Here is a 16,901-nt window from a genome sequence, read left to right as displayed (position 1 = left end):
TACCTCATGCGTGGCGGCAAGTCATTTCCGGCGATCCCGCTGCTGACGGGGCTGATGCTGCTCGGCTGGCCCTTTCTGGTGGGCTTTGGGCTGACGCACAACAACCTGCACTGGCTGTTACCGCTGATGGCCATCCTGCTGCTGTGCCGTTTTTACCAGGCGCGGCGCAACGCCGGGCCGCTGCGCTATGTCATCCAGAGCGTGGCGCTGGTGGGCATCGCCCTGTGCGCGGCCAGCTACCTGCTGAAGGCGCACCACTGGCTGCTGCTCTATCCGGTGGTGGTGAACCTCGCGATGCTGGCGGTGTTTGGCGGCTCGCTGTGGACGGCGATGCCGCTGGTCGAGCGGCTGGCGCGCCTGCGTGAACCCAACTTACCCCCTGCCGGGGTGCGCTATACCCGCGTTGTGACCCGGGTATGGTGCGGCTTTTTCATCTTTAACGGCAGCGTGGCGCTGTTCACCGTATTGCACGGGGATATGCGGCTCTGGACGCTGTGGAACGGCATGATCGCCTACATCCTGATGGGAACCTTAATGGCATGCGAGTGGCTGGTACGTCAGCGGATCAAAAAAGATGCATAACCCTCTGCCTTTGAACCAGTGGCTGAACGCCCCCCGCCCGGACGACACCCCTGTCGCCTGGTCCGGCGAGCGTCGCTGGACGCTGGGGGAGCTGCGCTACGACGTCCACGCCCTGATGGCTCGTTTACAGCAGCAGGAAGGCGAGCGCTGGGCGCTCTGCTTTGACGACAGCTATCTGTTTATCGTCGCCCTGCTGGCGACCCTGCACGCGGGCAAAACCCCGGTGCTGCCCGGCCACAGCCGCGAATCGCAGCTCGACGAACAAAAGGCGCTGTTCAGCGGCGTGCTGAGCGACAGAACGCTTAACGTCAGTGGTCCCCTGCTGGTGGTCAGCTCTGCCTGTCGCCGTGCCACCACCTTCACGCCGCTGCCGCTTATTGATGACGCCCGCGTTATCGAACTGTTCACCTCTGGCTCGACCGGGGTGCCCGAGCGGATCGGCAAAACCATCGCCCAGCTTGACCAGGAAGCCCGCCTGCTGGCGGCCCGCTTCGGGGAGCGAATTCAGGGCTGCTCTGTTGTCTCCTCGGTGGTGCCGCAGCATCTTTACGGCCTGACGTTTCGTATCGTGCTGCCGATGGCGCTGGGGCTGGTACTACACACAGGGATGCTCGCCTACGCCGAGCAGCTGGCGGCGCTGGAGGGCGATAAGCGCTACCTGTTCATCAGCAGTCCGGCGTTTCTGAAGCGGCTTGATCCACAGCTTGCTCCGCCGCCGGTCGCGGTGCTGGTTTCGGCCGGGGGCGTGCTGGAATGGGCAGCAGCCTGCGAAACCCAGCGCTGGCTGGGGCTGTGGCCGGATGAAATTTACGGCAGCAGCGAAACCGGGGTTCTCGCCTGGCGCTATCGTCAGGCGGAGGCGGATCTCTGGCAGCCTTTTCCGGGTGTCATATTTACCCGCGATAATGACGCCCTGCGCATCACCTCCCCGCTGATTGATGCGGACGGCGTGCTGCTCGACGACAGGTTGCAGTTTGCCGATAATGGCCAGTTCAGCATTGTCGGCCGCCGGGGCCGGGTGGTGAAAATCGAAGAGAAGCGCATTTCGCTCAATGAGATCGAGCAGCGTCTGCTGGCGCTGGACGGCATCCGCGAGGCGGCGGCGCTGCCGGTGACCCGCGGCGGACGACAGGGGATTGGCGTGCTGCTGGTCCTGAGCGACGCCGCTCGCCAGCGCAGCAGTAAAGCACAGATCCTCGCCTGGCGACGCGCCCTGCGGCCGTGGCTTGAGCCGGTCGCCATCCCCCGCTACTGGCGCATTGTTGATGAGATGCCGGTGAACAGTATGAACAAGCGTGTCTATGCGCAGTTACAGGAGTTATTTCATGAAGATCCATGAAATCGGGCGCCATCAGGCACAACCTCAGCATCTTGAGATCGTCCTGCACCTCGACCCGGCGCTGTTCTGGTTCCAGGGCCATTTTGCCGTGCAGCCGCTGCTGCCGGGCGTGGCCCAGCTCGACTGGGTGATGCACTACGCCACCACCCTGCTGGCTCCGGAGTACCGTTTTCACAGCATTCAGAACGTGAAGTTCCAGGCACCGCTGCTGCCTGACGCCACCGTGACGCTGCTCCTCGACTGGAACGCGGAGCGCCAGATGCTCACCTTCAGCTATCAGCGCCATGACGGCGACGCGCGCCACACGGCCAGCAGCGGGAAGATTCGCCTGTGCCGTTAACCTTCCGCCCCTGCATCCTGATCCCCTGCTACAACCACGGGGCGACAATGGCGAGCGTGCTGGCCTGCCTGGCGCCCTATCAGCTGCCGGTGATTGTGGTGGATGACGGCAGCGACCTCAGCACCCGTCAGGAACTGGACAGGCTGGCCGCCGAAGATCCGCAGATGACGCTGGTGCGACTGACGCACAACAGCGGCAAAGGCGCGGCGGTGATCCGCGGCCTGAAGGTCTGCGCCGGGGCCGGTTTTACCCATGCGGTGCAGGTGGATGCCGACGGACAGCACGCGCTGGAGGATATTCCCCGGCTGCTGGCGCTGGCCGAACGCCACCCGACGGCGCTGATCTCCGGCCAGCCAATCTTTGATGACTCGATCCCCCGCTCGCGCCTGTATGGCCGCTGGGTCACCCACGTCTGGGTGTGGATCGAAACCCTGTCATTGCAGCTTAAGGACAGCATGTGCGGCTTTCGGGTCTACCCGGTGGCCCCCACGCTACAGCTGGTAAACAGCGTGCCCCTTGGCAAGCGGATGGATTTTGACACCGAAGTGATGGTCCGCCTCTACTGGCAGGGCAATACCAGCTACTTCCTGCCCACCCGGGTGACCTACCCCGAGAATGGCGTCTCCCATTTCGATGCCCTGCACGACAACCTGCGTATCTCGTGGATGCACACCCGGCTGTTCTGCGGCATGCTGCCGCGCATCCCTTCTCTGCTGTTCCGCCGCCGCACTCAGCACTGGGCGAAGCAGCAGGAGGTGAAAGGGCTGTACGGCATGCGCCTGATGCTGCGGGTCTGGCAGCTGCTGGGCCGCCGGGCCTTTACCCTTCTGCTGTGGCCGGTGATTGCCGTCTACTGGCTTACCGCCCGTCCGGCGCGCGAGGCCTCGCAGCAGTGGATCGCCCGGGTGAGCGAGACGCTGGCCCAGCGCCAGCAGCCAAAGCCCGCACGCCTGAACAGCTTTTTCCACTTCATGCGCTTTGGCAATGCGATGCTGGACAAAGTCGCCAGCTGGCAGGGCGAACTCAAACTGGACCGGGACATACTTTTTGCGCCGGGCGCCCGGGAAAAGCTCGATTTGACCGTGCCGCAGGGCAAGCTGCTGCTGGCCTCCCATCTCGGGGATGTCGAGGCGTGCCGCGCCCTGGCCCAGATCAAAGGGGGCAAAACCGTCAATGCGCTGGTGTTCAGCGATAACGCCCAGCGTTTCAAACAGATCATGCAGGAGATGGCCCCCCAGGCCGGACTGAACCTGATCCCGGTGACCGACATCGGCCCGGAAACCGCCATCCTGCTGAAAGAGAAGATCGATCGCGGGGAGTGGGTAACGATCGTCGGGGATCGGATCGCCGTCGATCCGCAGCGCGGCGGCAACTGGCGCGTGGTGTGGAGCGAATTCATGGGCCAGCCCGCGCCGTTCCCCGAGGGGCCGTTTATCCTCGCCTCGCTGATGCGCTGCCCGGTGGTGCTGATCTTCGCCCTGCGCCAGCAGCAGAAGCTGCATATCCACTGCGAAGACTTTGCCGATCCGCTGCTGTTACCGCGCGGCGAGCGCCAGCAGGCGCTACAGCAGACCGTCGACCGCTATGCTAAGCGGCTGGAGCACTATGCCCTGCAGGCCCCGCTCGACTGGTTTAATTTTTTCGATTTCTGGCGTCTGCCGGATGCCAAAGAGAAGGAGTAAAGGGTGCTGACCGATCCCCGCTTTACCACTGAAGTAGAGCTGACCATACCGTTTCACGACGTCGATATGATGGGCGTGGTGTGGCACGGCAACTATTTCCGCTATTTTGAGGTCGCCCGCGAGGCCCTGCTCAACCAGTTCGATTATGGCTATCGCCAGATGAAAGCGTCCGGCTATCTCTGGCCGGTGGTGGATACCCGGGTGAAATACCGCGATGTCCTGACCTTTGAGCAACGTATTCGCGTCCGGGCCCATATCGACGAGTTCGAGAACCGCCTGCGCATTGTCTATCAGATTTTTGACGCCGCCAGTGGCAAGCGAACCACCACCGGCTACACCATTCAGGTGGCGGTGGAGGAGAAGAGCCGCGAGCTCTGCTTTGTCAGCCCGGCCGTGCTGTTCGAGCGCATGGGAGTGACGCCATGAAGTGGTTACCCCTGCTTGCCCTGCTGGTCAGCCCGTGGGTCAGCGCCGTGACGCTGGATGAGCTGCAGCAACGCTTTACCGAACAGCCGGTGGTCCGCGCCCACTTTGAGCAGACCCGCACCATCAAGGACCTGCCCCAGCCGCTGCGCTCCAGCGGCGAGCTGCTGATCGCCCGGGATAACGGCCTGCTGTGGGATCAAAAAGCGCCCTTTCCGATGACGCTGCTGCTGGACGATAAACGGATGGTGCAGACCATCAATGGACAGCCGCCGCAGACCATCACCGCCGACAATAACCCGCAGATGTTCCAGTTCAACCACCTGCTGCGCGCCCTGTTCCAGGCCGATCGCAAGGTGCTGGAGGAGAACTTCCGCATCGACTTTAAAGACGCTGGCAACGGTCGCTGGTCGCTAGTGCTGACCCCCACCACCACGCCGCTGGACAAGATTTTCGCCTCGATGGATCTGGGTGGCGCGACCTACCTCGAGTCCATTGTGCTGAACGACAAGCAGGGCGACCGCACCGATATCACCCTATCCCGCCACCAGCTCACGCCCGCCAGCCTGACCGATGCCGAACGCCAACGCTTTGCCGCACCGTAATTCCCGTCGCCCGGCGCTGGCGTGGGCGCTGATCTGCCTGGCGCTGCTGGGGGTGCTGCTCACGCTGTTGCCCGGGGCGCGGCTCAACAGCAGCGTGCTGGCGATGCTGCCCAAACAGAGCCTCGGGGCGATCCCCCCGGCCCTGAACGACGGCTTTATCGAACGCCTCGACAGGCAGCTGGTGTGGCTGGTCAGCCCCGGCAAACGGCCCGACCCGCAGGTGGCCCAGCAGTGGCTGAGCCTGTTGCAGCAGTCAGGTTCCCTGCGCGAGGTGAAAGGGCCGATGGACGCCGCCGGGCAGAAGGCCTGGGGCGAGTTCTTCTGGCAGCACCGTAACGGCCTGATCGACCCCGCCACCCGCGCGCGGCTGCAAAACGGCGGCGAAGCGCAGGCCCAGTGGATTTTGTCCCAGCTGTATTCGGCTTTCTCCGGGGTGAGCGGCAAAGAGCTGCAAAACGACCCGCTGATGCTGATGCGCGGCTCGCAGCTTTCGCTTTCACAAAACAGCCAGAAGCTGCGGCTGATGGACGGCTGGCTGGTGACCAAAGACGAGGCCGGAAATTACTGGTATCTGCTGCACGGCGAGCTGGCCGGTTCGTCGTTCGATATGCAGCAAACCCACCAGCTGGTGACCACTCTCCACGACCTCGAAGGCCAGCTCAAAACGCACTACCCGCAGGCGCAGCTGCTGTCGCGCGGGACGGCGTTTTACAGCGACTACGCCAGCCAGCAGGCGAAACGGGACATCTCCACGCTCGGCGTAGCCACTATCCTCGGGGTGATCCTGCTGATTGTGGCGGTGTTCCGCTCCCTGCGCCCGCTCCTGCTGTGCCTGCTCTCCATCGCGATTGGCGCGCTGGCGGGGACGGTGGCGACCCTGCTGCTCTCTGGCGAGCTGCATCTGATGACCCTGGTGATGAGCATGAGCATCATCGGCATCTCGGCGGATTACACCCTTTATTACCTGACCGAGCGGATGGTTCACGGAGATCAACATTCACCCTGGCAGAGCCTGGTAAAGGTGCGCAACGCCCTGCTGCTGGCGCTGCTTACCACCGTGGCGGCCTATCTCATTATGATGCTGGCGCCGTTCCCGGGCATTCGCCAGATGGCGGTGTTTGCCGCCGCGGGGCTGAGTGCCTCATGCCTGACGGCGATCTTCTGGCATCCGTGGCTCTGTCGCGGCTTACCGGTGCGCCCGGTGCCGCTGGAAACCCCGATGCGGCGCTGGCTGGCGGCATGGCGCGACCGACGTCTGTCGGTAGGGTTGCCGGTGGCGCTTACGCTTGTCGCGGTAGCAGGGATCGCTACGCTGCACATCGATGATGATATCGCCCAGCTTCAGGCCCTGCCGCAGGATATCCTCGCCCAGGAGAAAGCCATCACGGCGCTTACCGGCCAGGGCGTCGATCAAAAATGGTTCGTGGTGCATGGCGACTCGGCCCAGCAGACGCTGGAGCGGCTGGAGGCCTTTACCCCGGCGCTGGCCCGGGCGCAGCAGGCGGGTGAGCTTAAATCCTGGCGCAGCCTGCCGCTGAACTCGCGGGCGCAGCAGGCGCGCGATCTGGCCCTGCTGCGTCAGGCGGCCCCGGCGGTCATCAAGGTACTGCAAAGCGCCGGGCTGACCGCCGTATCGCCAGATCTGCGCCCGATGCCGGTGGACGTCAAAACCTGGCTTGCCAGCCCCGCCAGTGAAGGCTGGCGTCTGCTGTGGCTCACCCTGCCCAACGGCGAAAGCGGCGTGCTGGTGCCGGTGGATGGGGTGAAAAACAGCCCGGCGCTGGGCAAGCTGGCAGAGCAGCATCCGGGGGTGGTGTGGGTGGATCGCAAGGCGAGTTTCGACAGCCTGTTTGCCCTCTACCGCAACGTGCTGACCGGCCTGCTGGCCGTCGCGCTGGGAGTGATTGCCTGTGGCGCGATGCTGCGACTCGGCTGGCGCAAGGGGCTAATCACCCTGGTGCCCTCCCTGCTGTCGCTGGGCTGCGGCCTGGCCGCGCTGGCGCTAACGGGCCATCCGGTTAACCTGTTTTCGCTTCTGGCGCTGGTGCTGGTCCTCGGCATCGGCATCAACTACACGCTATTCTTCAACAACCCGCGCGGCACGCCGTTGACCTCGATGCTGGCCATCACCCTGGCGATGATGACCACCCTGTTGACCCTCGGCATGCTGGTCTTCAGCGCCACGCAGGCCATCAGCAGTTTCGGGATCGTGCTGGTCAGCGGGATTTTCACCGCCTTTCTGCTGGCCCCGCTGGCGATGCCAGACAAAAAAGAGAGAACATGATGATCACCCCTTTTTACCGCGCCGCCCTCCTGATCGGCGCGCTGCTGCTGGCCGGTTGCAGCCATAATTCGCAAGAGCGTGACGATACCCGCCCGCAGGCCTGGCTCCAGCCGGGCACCCGGGTCACGCTGCCGCCGCCGGGCATTACCCCGGCGCTAAGCTCCCAGCAGCTGCTGACCGCCAGCGTTAATGGCAAAACCCAGTCGCTGCTGGTGATGCTGAATGCCGACGCGCAGAAGGTCACGCTGGCCGGGCTGTCGTCGGTGGGTATCCGTCTGTTCCTCGCCACCTATAATGAAACGGGCATCCATACTGAACAGTCGATTGTTGCGCCAGAACTGCCTCCGGCCAGCCAGGTGCTTGCGGACGTGATGCTGAGCCACTGGCCGGTCAGCGCCTGGCTGCCGCAGTTGCCACAAGGCTGGACGTTAAAGGATCAAGGCGACCGGCGTGAGCTGCGCAATGCCGACGGCAGGCTGGTGACGGAGATTGTCTACCTGCAGCGCAAAGGCAAGCGCGAGCCGATCAGCATCGAACAGCATGTGTTCCATTACCACATCACCATTCAATATCTGGATGACTGAGATGATCTACATTTCTGCCGTTGGCCTGATCAACGCCCTGGGCAACTCTCCCGACGAGATTGCCGCTAACCTGACGCGCGGCGTCGCCCCCGGCATGCGCCCGCGCAGCGGCTGGCTGCAGGGGCAGGATGCGGTGCTGGGGGGCGTCGACGGCGAGCTGTCCGCGATCCCGGACAGCTTTGCCACCCATCGCTCGCGTAACAATCAGCTGCTGCTGGCGGCGCTGGCGCAGATCCAGCCTGCCGTTGACGAGGCCATTGCCCGCTACGGTCGCGACCGGGTGGCGGTGGTGATGGGCACCAGCACCTCCGGGCTCGACGAGGGCGACGCGCACGTGCGCATGTCGCACAGCGGCGAAGAGAGTAGCCACTGGCGGTACGCGCAGCAGGAGCTGGGCGATCCGTCGCGCTTTCTGGCGAACTGGCTCGGTCTGGACGGCCCGGCCTTTACCCTGTCCACCGCCTGCTCCTCCAGCGCGCGGGCCATCATCAGCGGGCGTCGGCTGATTGACGCCGGGCTGGTGGATGTCGCTATCGTTGGCGGCGCAGATACGCTGAGCAGGATGCCGGTGAATGGTTTTAACAGCCTCGAATCGCTCTCCACCACGCTGTGCGAGCCCTTTGGCCTTGAGCGCCGGGGGATCACCATTGGCGAAGCGGCGGCCCTGATGCTGCTCACCCGGGAGCCGCAGCCCGTGGCGCTGCTGGGCAGCGGCGAGTCGAGCGATGCGTACCATATCTCTGCCCCGCATCCCCAGGGCGAAGGGGCCATCAGCGCCATCCGCCAGGCGCTGAACGAAGCCGGGCTGAAGCCGGATGACGTGGGCTATATCAATCTGCACGGCACGGCAACGCCGCTCAATGACCAGATTGAATCTCAGGTGATCCACGACCTGTTTGGCGAGGCGGTGCCCTGCAGTTCCACCAAGCATTTAACCGGGCATACCCTGGGGGCGGCGGGGATCACCGAGGCGGCGCTAAGCTGGCTCATCCTGACCCGCGATCTCCCCCTGCCCGCCCAGGATTTCAGCCGCTATGCGCCGGACCCGACCCTCGCCGCGTGCGGCGTACTGCATCAGCCCACCGCGCTGAAAAAAGGGGTGATTTTGTCTAATTCGTTCGCCTTTGGCGGCAATAACGCCAGCATCCTGCTGGGGAGAGTGTGATGAGTTATTTAGCCCCGGCAGCGTACCTGCCCCACGATGCCCCCATGCTGCTGCTGGAGTCGGTGGAGAGCGTCACCGCTGAATCCGCCGTCTGCCGCGTTACCGTCAGCCCGCAGGGGGTACTGGCGCCGTTTTTAAATACCGCAGGCGATCTGCCCGGCTGGTACGCCCTTGAGCTGATGGCCCAGACGGTGGGCATCTGGTCTGGCTGGCACCGTGAGCAGAAGGGCCTGCAGAGCAGCACGCTGGGCATGGTGCTGGGGGCGCGGGAACTGGTCTGCGCCGCCGGGCTTTTTCCGGCCAGCAGCGCGTTAACCGTCACCGCCACCCTGCTGATGGAGGATGAGCGCTTCAGCAGCTTCGAGTGCGCCATCACCCTTGATGATTCCACCCTGGCCACCGGGCGGGTGAACACCTTCCAGCCCAGCCAGCAGGAGTTAGCTTCACTGTTTAAGACGGGAGTGAGTCAATGAGTCGTTCCGTTCTGGTTACCGGCGCCAGCAAAGGCATTGGCCGGGCTATCGCCCTGAAACTTGCCGCGGACGGGTTTACCCTCGGCGTGCACTACCACCGCGACGCTGAAGGCGCAGAGGCCACCCTTGAAGCTATCAAGCAGGCTGGCGGCAGCGGGCGTCTGCTGGCGTTTGACGTGGGCAACCGGGCGCAGTGTCGCGAGGTGCTGGAGCAGGATATGGCGGCCAACGGCCCCTGGTATGGCGTGGTGAGCAACGCCGGGATCGCCCGGGACGGTGCTTTCCCGGCGCTCAGCGAAGATGACTGGGACAGCGTGATCCACACCAACCTCGACAGCTTTTACAACGTCATTCACCCCTGCATGATGCCGATGATTGGCGCGCGTCAGGGCGGGCGGATCATCACCCTGTCGTCGGTGTCCGGGGTGATGGGCAATCGCGGCCAGGTGAACTACAGCGCGGCAAAAGCGGGCATTATCGGGGCCACCAAAGCCCTGGCGGTTGAGCTGGCGAAGCGAAAAATCACCGTAAACTGCATCGCGCCCGGTCTGATTGATACCGGGATGATCGAGATGGAAGAGGCCGCGCTGAAAGAGGCGATGGCCAGCATCCCCATGAAACGGATGGGTCAGGCGGACGAGGTGGCCGGCCTTGCCAGCTACCTGATGTCGGATATCGCGGGCTATGTGACCCGCCAGGTTATCTCCATTAACGGGGGAATGTTATGACGCGTCGGGTGGTGATCACGGGCATGGGCGGCGTCACCGCCTTCGGGGAGTCGTGGGGGTCGGTGGCGGCCCGCTTACGGGAGTATAAAAACGCGGTACGCAGGATGCCGGAGTGGACGATCTATGAGGGTCTGCACACCCTGCTGGCCGCACCGATCGATGATTTTACCCTGCCGGAGCACTACACCCGCAAGCGCATCCGCGCCATGGGCCGCGTCTCTTTGCTGTCGACCCGCGCCACCGAACTGGCCCTGGAGCAGGCGGGGCTGATTGACGATCCGATCCTCACCCAGGGTGAAACCGGCATTGCCTACGGTTCGTCCACCGGCAGCACCGGCCCGGTCAGCGAATTTGCCACCATGCTCACCGAGAAGCACACCAACAACATCACCGGCACCACCTACGTGCAGATGATGCCGCACACCACGGCGGTGAATACCGGCCTGTTCTTCGGCCTGCGCGGGCGGGTGATCCCCACCTCCAGCGCCTGTACCTCCGGTAGCCAGGCGATTGGCTATGCGTGGGAGGCCATCCGCCACGGCTATCAGACGGTGATGGTGGCAGGCGGGGCCGAAGAGCTCTGCCCGTCGGAAGCGGCGGTATTCGATACCCTGTTCGCCACCAGCCAGCGTAACGATGCCCCGCAATCCACGCCGTCGCCCTTCGATATCCAGCGCGACGGGCTGGTGATTGGCGAGGGGGCGGGCACCCTGATCCTGGAGGAGCTGGAGCATGCGAAGGCGCGTGGTGCCACCATCTACGGCGAGATAGTGGGCTTCGCCACCAACTGCGACGCGGCGCATATCACCCAGCCGCAGCGGGAAACCATGCAGATCTGCATGGAGAAGTCGCTGACGTCAGCCGGGCTAAGCCCGCAGGATATCGGCTATATTTCGGCGCACGGCACCGCCACCGACCGGGGGGATATCGCCGAAAGCCAGGCCACCGCCGCGGTGTTTGGCAACAGCGTGCCGATCTCGTCATTAAAGAGCTATTTCGGCCATACCCTGGGGGCCTGCGGCGCGCTGGAGGCGTGGATGAGTCTGCAGATGATGCGCGAGGGCTGGTTCGCGCCCACCGTCAATTTAAGACAACCGGATGAGCAATGCGGCGCGTTAGATTATATTATGGGGGAAGTCCGTCACCTTGACTGCGAATACCTTCAAAGCAATAACTTCGCGTTCGGCGGCATTAATACCTCCATCATCATTAAACGCTGGGCGTGACTATGTACCAGTTCCTTCTGGGAAAGATTTCTACCCTCAGCGCTGACCCTCTGGCGTCAGCGCTTTCTGAGCAGGCGCCGAAGGCGCGCGCCGCATCCCCTGGCTGGCCGGGCGGACGCTGCTCGCCCGGGCCTTATCCCCCGCCCCGGTACCGGAAATTGTCTTTGGTGAACAGGGCAAACCGGCGTTTGTCGATGCCAGGCCATACTGGTTCAACCTGAGCCACAGCGGGGATGATATTGCCCTGCTGCTAAGCGACGAGGGCGAAGTGGGCTGCGATATCGAAGTGATCCGCCCGCGGGATAACTGGCAGGCGCTGGCCAATGCCGTCTTTAGCGTCGCCGAACATGACGAGCTGGAGCGGGAGTTGCCTGAGGCAAAACTGTCGGCCTTCTGGCGCATCTGGACGCGCAAAGAGGCTATCGTCAAACAGCGCGGCGGCAGCGCCTGGCAGATTGTCAGTATCGACAGCACCTTTCCTTCAGCGCTCAGCGTCAGCCATTTTCAGTACGGCGAACTGAGTCTCGCGGTCTGTACCCCGACCCCCTTCACCCTGCATAACGACGCGCTGCGGGTTCTGTAACCTGCTTATTTCAAATTATTCGGAAAGTCTGCCGGCAGCTCGCTGGCAGCACAGTCAATGACAGCATCGTTATTGGCACCGCAGTCGCGCACAAAAGTAATGGTGGCGAACTCATCAATGACCTCGGTTGGGTAGGCCGGGCCCGCCTCGCGATAAGAGACCATCAGCGGAATATGATCGTTCTGGAAGCAGACGGTTTTTTCCGGGTTATTCATCACCCAGCGCGGGAAGAAGATAGTGCCGTGGAACAGCCTGTCGCCGAGGTTCACAATCAGGCTCACATCGGTACCGGTCGGTTCAGTCCACGAAATTTTATAAATACTCTCGCCCACGCGAACGATATAAGCCTGCTGATCTTTTACCCAACGGTTTGCCACGATCCCGCTGTGGATACGGTAGTCGAGGGTCTGCTCGTTTTTGACATAAATCTCGTAGTTCCAGCCGTTGTCGTAGGTGTAGACCAGATGTTTGCCGACGAAACCGCTCAAATCATGTTTATCAAAATGGCTCATAGTTTTTCTCCTCTATTTCAATGAGCCCATCTTACGCCTGCAAAAAATGGATGAATAACGCTATGATTTAATCAAATTCATTCAAAAATCAGATGAGTTATGCACAAAACTACCCTTGAGCAGTGGTCACTGCTTGAACGCGTCGTTGAGTTGGGCAGCTTTGCCCGCGCCGCAGAGGAGACGCATCGCAGCCAGTCCTCCGTCAGTTATAACCTGGCGTTGTTACAGGAGCGGCTGGGCGTGTCGCTGCTGGTTCAGGTGGGGCGTAAGGCGGTGCTGACCCCGGAAGGGGAGCTGCTGTTAAATCAGGTTAAACCGCTGCTGAACGCTTTTACCCTGCTGGAGACTCGCGCCGCGACGCTGCGCAACGGGATGCGTACCCGACTGGATGTGGTGGTGGACAGCATTTTCCCTCGCCGTCATCTGTTTGCCATTCTGCGCCAGTTTCAACAGCGCTATCCGCAAACCGAGGTGCATCTGACTGAAATACTTGAGAACACCGGTGAGGCGCTGAACCAGAGCGAAGCCGACGTGATGGTGCTAACCCGCCGCCAGGATGTGACCGGGCGCGGCGAATGGCTGATGAATATCGATTTTGTCGCCGTGGCGCATCGGGAGCATCCACTGTTTGAACACGGCACGCCGCTCACTGATGAAATGCTACGCCCCTGGCCACTCATCCAGATCGCCGGGCAGGATTACGCCGCGCCTCCCGGCGGCGAAGCCTGGACCTTCTCCACCATTGATGCCGCTATCGATGCGGTGATGTATCAGGTGGGGTATGGCTGGCTACCGGAAGAGCGAATTCAGCAGCAGCTGGAAAGCGGTGTGCTGAAAACAGTGCCCCTGACCCATGGCACGCGCCGTGCGACACCGCTGCATCTGATTGTAAAACGCACGCTCGCCCCGCTCGACGAACAGGTTGAAACCTTACTGCACCTCTTCAGACAGCCGTCGTAGAGGTGAACTGCTACGCTTAACGGTCTGAACTTCAAATATGACAAGGAGCAGACCGTGAAAATCGATCTTACGGGGAAAGTGGCGTTAGTGACCGCCTCCACCGGCGGCATTGGCTTCGCCATCGCCAGAGGGCTGGCGGAAAGTGGCGCAGAGGTGATTGTTAACGGACGCAGCATCGACTCGGTCAACCGGGGCATCCAGCAGCTACAACAGCAGATCCCCGGCGTTCAGGTGCGGGCGGCGATTGCCGATCTCAGTACGGCTGAGGGGGTGGACGCGCTGCTGAAGGTGGCTTCGGGGGTTGATATCCTCGTCAATAATGCCGGGATCTACGGACCCCAGGATTTCTACGCCACCGACGATGAGACCTGGAATAACTACTGGCAAACCAACGTGATGTCCGGCGTGCGCCTCTCACGCGCCCTGCTGCCCGGCATGGTGCAAAAAGGCTGGGGCCGGGTGGTGTTTATCTCCTCAGAGTCGGCCTGCAATATTCCCGCAGACATGATCCACTACGGCGTGACCAAAACCGCGCAGCTGTCGCTGGCGCGCGGGCTGGCAAAATTTGTCGCCGGCAGCGGCGTCACCGTCAACAGTGTCCTGCCTGGCCCGACGATGTCGGACGGCTTTGCGGAGATGATGAAAGAAGAGATAGAGAAAACCGGCAAGTCGCTGGAGACGCTGGCGAAAGAGTTCGTGATGGCCAACCGCCCAAGCTCGGTGATCCAGCGGGCCGCCACGGTGGACGAAGTGGCGAACATGGTGGTTTACGTCTGTTCCCAGCAGGCATCCGCCACCTCCGGCGCGGCGCTGCGCGTGGATGGCGGCGTGGTGGACGACATCATCTAGCCCGCCAGAGGCCGCCCGTCCGCTGGCGGGTGGCATCTGCCGCTAAAGCAGGTAAACTGAGGGCAGAATGTCTCTTTACGCTAAGACCCTGTTATGACCAATATGATTGCCGATGAGGCCGTGGCGAAATCCCGCGTCCTCTCCGTGTTCGACTTTGATGGTACGCTGACCCATCACGACAGCTTTATTCCGTTTTTACGCTTTGCGTTCGGTAAACGCTATTTTGCCGGTCGCCTGGTGCGGATGGCCCTGCCTACCATTCACTGCGTGCGCCGCAAGCTGACCCGCGACGAGCTGAAAGAGGTGCTGATCAAAACCTTCCTGACCGGCGTGGATGAGCACTGGCTGCGCGAGCAGGCCGAGCGGTTCTGCGAAAAGTACTGGGACAGACTGATGCGCCCGCAGGGCGTGCTGGCGGTCGCGGCGGAGGTGAACTCCGGTGCGGAAGTGACGATCTGTTCCGCTTCCCCGGCGCTGGTGCTGCAGCCGTGGGCCGACAAGCTCGGCATTAAACTGATTGGCACCCAGCTGGAAGTGAAAAACGGCAAGCTGACCGGGCGGATCACCGGCCATAACTGCCGCTGTGCGCAGAAGGTGGCGCGGCTTGAGCACGTCTACGGCAGCCTGACCAACTATCACGTGCGCGCCTGGGGCGACACCCGTGGCGATCACGAGCTGCTGGCAGCGGCGCAGGATCCGCACTGGCGTCATTTCCATCCGCCGCGCGCGCGTCGTAATTCACCTATCAAGCCGTAAACCATGCCGGGTGGCGGCTTCGCCTTACCCGGCCTACAACTGCATATCCCGTCGTAGGCCCGGCAAGCGCAGCGCCGCCGGGCAAAACCACCCTCCGTAGGCCCGGCAAGCGCAGCGCCGCCGGGCAAAAAACTCAGGCTTCCCGTTTCCCCGGGAACAGCAGGCTCGCCACGATCCCCGCTGCCAGTACGCCCAACACCACCAGCAGACTCGCCGTGGCACCGATGCCGTAGCCGTGATGCCAGAAGTGATCCGTCGCGTTCAGGCCGAGCTTAAAGGCCACGAAGAACAGCAGCGCGATCACCGCTTTCTCCAGATGCACCAGATACTGCTTCAGCGCTTCCAGCACGAAATAGAGGGTACGCAGGCCGAGGATGGCGAACATCATGGCGCTGTAGATAATCAGCGGCTCGCGGCTGACGGCGATGATCGCCGGTACGGAGTCAAAGGCGAACATCACGTCTGAAAGCTCAACCACCGCCACACAAAGCAGCAGCGGCGTGGCGTAGCGCTTCGCCTTCTTCACCCGTCCAACCATCACGTCCTGGTTCTCGGGTTTTTCCAGCTCGGCGTCCACCTCTTTCTGGCTCAGCAGGAAGGCATTACCGGTGATTTTTGGCCAGATCGGATAGAAGCGTTTTACCGCGCGATAGGCCAGATGCTGGGAGTAATCCTCGATCTCGTCCTGCTCTTCGCCGCGCTTGAGCATCATCACCGCCGTCCAGGCCACAATCAGGGCAAAGACCACTTCGACGTAAGGCCCGAGACTCAGCAGGCTGGTACCGATGGCAACGAAAATACCGCGGAAGACGATAGCGCCGATCACCCCCCAGTAAAGCACCCGGTGACGATACTGATCCGGCACGCCAAACCAGGCGAAGATCGCCATCATCACGAACAGGTTATCAACGGAGAGCACCTCTTCCAGCGCATAACCGGTGAGGAACAGGCTCGCCACTTCGGCACCGTGATGAACGTAGAGGAACCCGGCGAACGCCATCGCCATCATCACCCAGAACAGGGACCACAACGAGGCACTTTTTAGTGAAATTGGTTTGTCATGGCGATGCATGAAGAGGTCGATAAACATCGCCCCGACAGCCATCACCACAAAAACAACAACGGTTTCCGTCGGGAAACGAGATGAGCAGATGACATAGACAACCCTTTTTGAAGACAAAATACACACCATGCAGACTGGCGAGGCCAGTGAAGAAAAAGGGGGACCGTTTACCGGCTTCTCCCTTAAAACGCATAACCCTGCGTGAGGGAGTGTACTTTACCTCACAATGCGGAGGTTCTGCCATCGGCGCTTTACTGGCTCATGCCGCGCAGCCGCTGCAGGACGGCCACCAGCACCGCCACCGACCAGCCAACCATCAGCGCGCCAGTCAGTCCTTCTATCCCGCCGATCAGCCGCCAGTGCTCCGGCAAGGTGACGTCGCCGTACCCCACCGTAGCGTAGCTGACCAGCGAGAAATAGAGGCTGGTATTCCAGTCAGAAAACGCCTCCACATAGCGATAAAAGGCGGCAAACAGGCCGGCTTCAAGCAGATGGGCGAATAGCGCGGTCATGATGATGGCGATATTGCGAAACACAATGCGGATAACCGATTCCACATTCAGGTTGATGACTTTCAGGACAAAAAACATCCATATGGAATGAATGATTACCGTCAGGTTAATCAGGATAATGATGCTGACAAGCTGCATATCACACTCTCTGCTGGCAACGAAATACGCCCTGTTCAGCAGAACAGGGCGCAGGATAAAGGCACGTTTGAGATGCAGTGTAGCGGATGTGGATGAA

Annotated in this window: 18 protein-coding genes and 1 pseudogene; 16 read left to right on the top strand and 3 right to left on the bottom strand. The window is 62.0% G+C overall.

The genetic code is table 11. The features are described from left to right. The first annotated feature begins 6 nt into the window (after positions 1-6). The 13 genes and pseudogenes from K5I40_RS19330 to acpT all read left to right on the top strand — a co-directional run bounded on the left by K5I40_RS19330 (position 7) and on the right by acpT (position 12,014). Positions 7-582: a hypothetical protein gene (locus K5I40_RS19330; RefSeq protein WP_139563778.1), complete on the top strand. Its 576-nt coding sequence runs from the start codon at positions 7-9 to the stop codon at positions 580-582. Next, complete coding sequence (locus K5I40_RS19325; protein WP_223075700.1) at positions 575-1,921, top strand: AMP-dependent synthetase; 1,347 nt, start codon at positions 575-577, stop codon at positions 1,919-1,921. Before K5I40_RS19330 ends, K5I40_RS19325 begins: the two co-directional genes overlap by 8 nt. Beyond that, complete coding sequence (locus K5I40_RS19320; protein WP_039032486.1) at positions 1,908-2,261, top strand: hydroxymyristoyl-ACP dehydratase; 354 nt, start codon at positions 1,908-1,910, stop codon at positions 2,259-2,261. Before K5I40_RS19325 ends, K5I40_RS19320 begins: the two co-directional genes overlap by 14 nt. Then, complete coding sequence (locus tag K5I40_RS19315; RefSeq protein ID WP_223075701.1) at positions 2,252-3,943, top strand: glycosyltransferase family 2 protein; 1,692 nt, start codon at positions 2,252-2,254, stop codon at positions 3,941-3,943. Before K5I40_RS19320 ends, K5I40_RS19315 begins: the two co-directional genes overlap by 10 nt. 3 nt (positions 3,944-3,946) lie before the next feature. Further along, positions 3,947-4,369, top strand: coding sequence for a thioesterase family protein (locus tag K5I40_RS19310; protein ID WP_039032484.1), 423 nt, complete (start codon positions 3,947-3,949; stop codon positions 4,367-4,369). After that, positions 4,366-4,971, top strand: coding sequence for an outer membrane lipoprotein carrier protein LolA (locus K5I40_RS19305; protein ID WP_223075702.1), 606 nt, complete (start codon positions 4,366-4,368; stop codon positions 4,969-4,971). Before K5I40_RS19310 ends, K5I40_RS19305 begins: the two co-directional genes overlap by 4 nt. After that, on the top strand, positions 4,940-7,255 hold the full coding sequence (locus K5I40_RS19300; RefSeq protein ID WP_223075703.1) for an MMPL family transporter: 2,316 nt from the start codon (positions 4,940-4,942) through the stop codon (positions 7,253-7,255). The genes K5I40_RS19305 and K5I40_RS19300 overlap by 32 nt, the downstream gene beginning before the upstream one ends. Further along, positions 7,255-7,839 carry a DUF3261 domain-containing protein gene (locus K5I40_RS19295; protein WP_375540657.1) on the top strand — a complete coding sequence of 195 codons (585 nt, stop codon included), beginning with the start codon at positions 7,255-7,257 and terminating at the stop codon, positions 7,837-7,839. Before K5I40_RS19300 ends, K5I40_RS19295 begins: the two co-directional genes overlap by 1 nt. A 1-nt stretch (position 7,840) precedes the next feature. Then, a complete protein-coding gene (locus K5I40_RS19290; protein WP_223075705.1) occupies positions 7,841-9,004 on the top strand; it encodes a beta-ketoacyl-[acyl-carrier-protein] synthase family protein in 1,164 nt (387 codons plus the stop codon). Further along, the gene (locus tag K5I40_RS19285; protein WP_139563784.1) at positions 9,004-9,477 is read left to right on the top strand and encodes a 3-hydroxy-fatty acyl-ACP dehydratase; all 474 of its coding nucleotides are present in this window, start codon (positions 9,004-9,006) and stop codon (positions 9,475-9,477) included. Before K5I40_RS19290 ends, K5I40_RS19285 begins: the two co-directional genes overlap by 1 nt. Next, on the top strand, positions 9,474-10,205 hold the full coding sequence (locus K5I40_RS19280; RefSeq protein ID WP_223075706.1) for a 3-ketoacyl-ACP reductase FabG2: 732 nt from the start codon (positions 9,474-9,476) through the stop codon (positions 10,203-10,205). The genes K5I40_RS19285 and K5I40_RS19280 overlap by 4 nt, the downstream gene beginning before the upstream one ends. After that, positions 10,202-11,431, top strand: coding sequence for a beta-ketoacyl-ACP synthase (locus tag K5I40_RS19275; RefSeq protein WP_223075707.1), 1,230 nt, complete (start codon positions 10,202-10,204; stop codon positions 11,429-11,431). Before K5I40_RS19280 ends, K5I40_RS19275 begins: the two co-directional genes overlap by 4 nt. 2 nt (positions 11,432-11,433) lie before the next feature. After that, positions 11,434-12,014 (top strand): annotated as a pseudogene (gene acpT, locus K5I40_RS19270) (4'-phosphopantetheinyl transferase AcpT). A gap of 5 nt (positions 12,015-12,019) precedes the next feature. On the opposite strand, the gene K5I40_RS19265 reads toward acpT, so the two are convergent. Next, entirely contained in the window at positions 12,020-12,526 is a 507-nt protein-coding gene (locus tag K5I40_RS19265) for a phenolic acid decarboxylase (protein ID WP_039032475.1), read from the bottom strand. A gap of 99 nt (positions 12,527-12,625) precedes the next feature. Here K5I40_RS19265 and K5I40_RS19260 point away from each other — a divergent pair, with 99 nt between their 5' ends. From K5I40_RS19260 to K5I40_RS19250, 3 genes are all read left to right on the top strand, one after another. Beyond that, a complete protein-coding gene (locus K5I40_RS19260; protein WP_139563788.1) occupies positions 12,626-13,486 on the top strand; it encodes a LysR family transcriptional regulator in 861 nt (286 codons plus the stop codon). A gap of 54 nt (positions 13,487-13,540) precedes the next feature. Further along, on the top strand, positions 13,541-14,335 hold the full coding sequence (locus K5I40_RS19255; protein ID WP_223075708.1) for an SDR family NAD(P)-dependent oxidoreductase: 795 nt from the start codon (positions 13,541-13,543) through the stop codon (positions 14,333-14,335). A gap of 93 nt (positions 14,336-14,428) precedes the next feature. Further along, positions 14,429-15,091, top strand: a complete 663-nt coding sequence (locus K5I40_RS19250) for an HAD family hydrolase (RefSeq protein ID WP_082019625.1) — start codon at positions 14,429-14,431, stop codon at positions 15,089-15,091. A 133-nt stretch (positions 15,092-15,224) separates the two neighbouring features. Here K5I40_RS19250 and K5I40_RS19245 read toward each other — a convergent pair whose 3' ends face one another. Together K5I40_RS19245 and K5I40_RS19240 are read right to left on the bottom strand one after the other, a co-directional pair. Beyond that, positions 15,225-16,196: a TerC/Alx family metal homeostasis membrane protein gene (locus K5I40_RS19245; RefSeq protein WP_251929816.1), complete on the bottom strand. Its 972-nt coding sequence runs from the start codon at positions 16,194-16,196 to the stop codon at positions 15,225-15,227. A gap of 209 nt (positions 16,197-16,405) precedes the next feature. Then, the gene (locus K5I40_RS19240) at positions 16,406-16,804 is read right to left on the bottom strand and encodes a potassium channel family protein (protein WP_139563790.1); all 399 of its coding nucleotides are present in this window, start codon (positions 16,802-16,804) and stop codon (positions 16,406-16,408) included. Positions 16,805-16,901: the final 97 nt, after the last annotated feature.

It is taken from the genome of Leclercia sp. LTM14, from assembly GCF_023736175.1.
Taxonomy (GTDB): domain Bacteria; phylum Pseudomonadota; class Gammaproteobacteria; order Enterobacterales; family Enterobacteriaceae; genus Enterobacter; species Enterobacter barmai.
The sequence above is the reverse complement of the archived record's forward strand: the minus strand, read 5'-3'. Positions and strand labels throughout refer to the sequence as shown.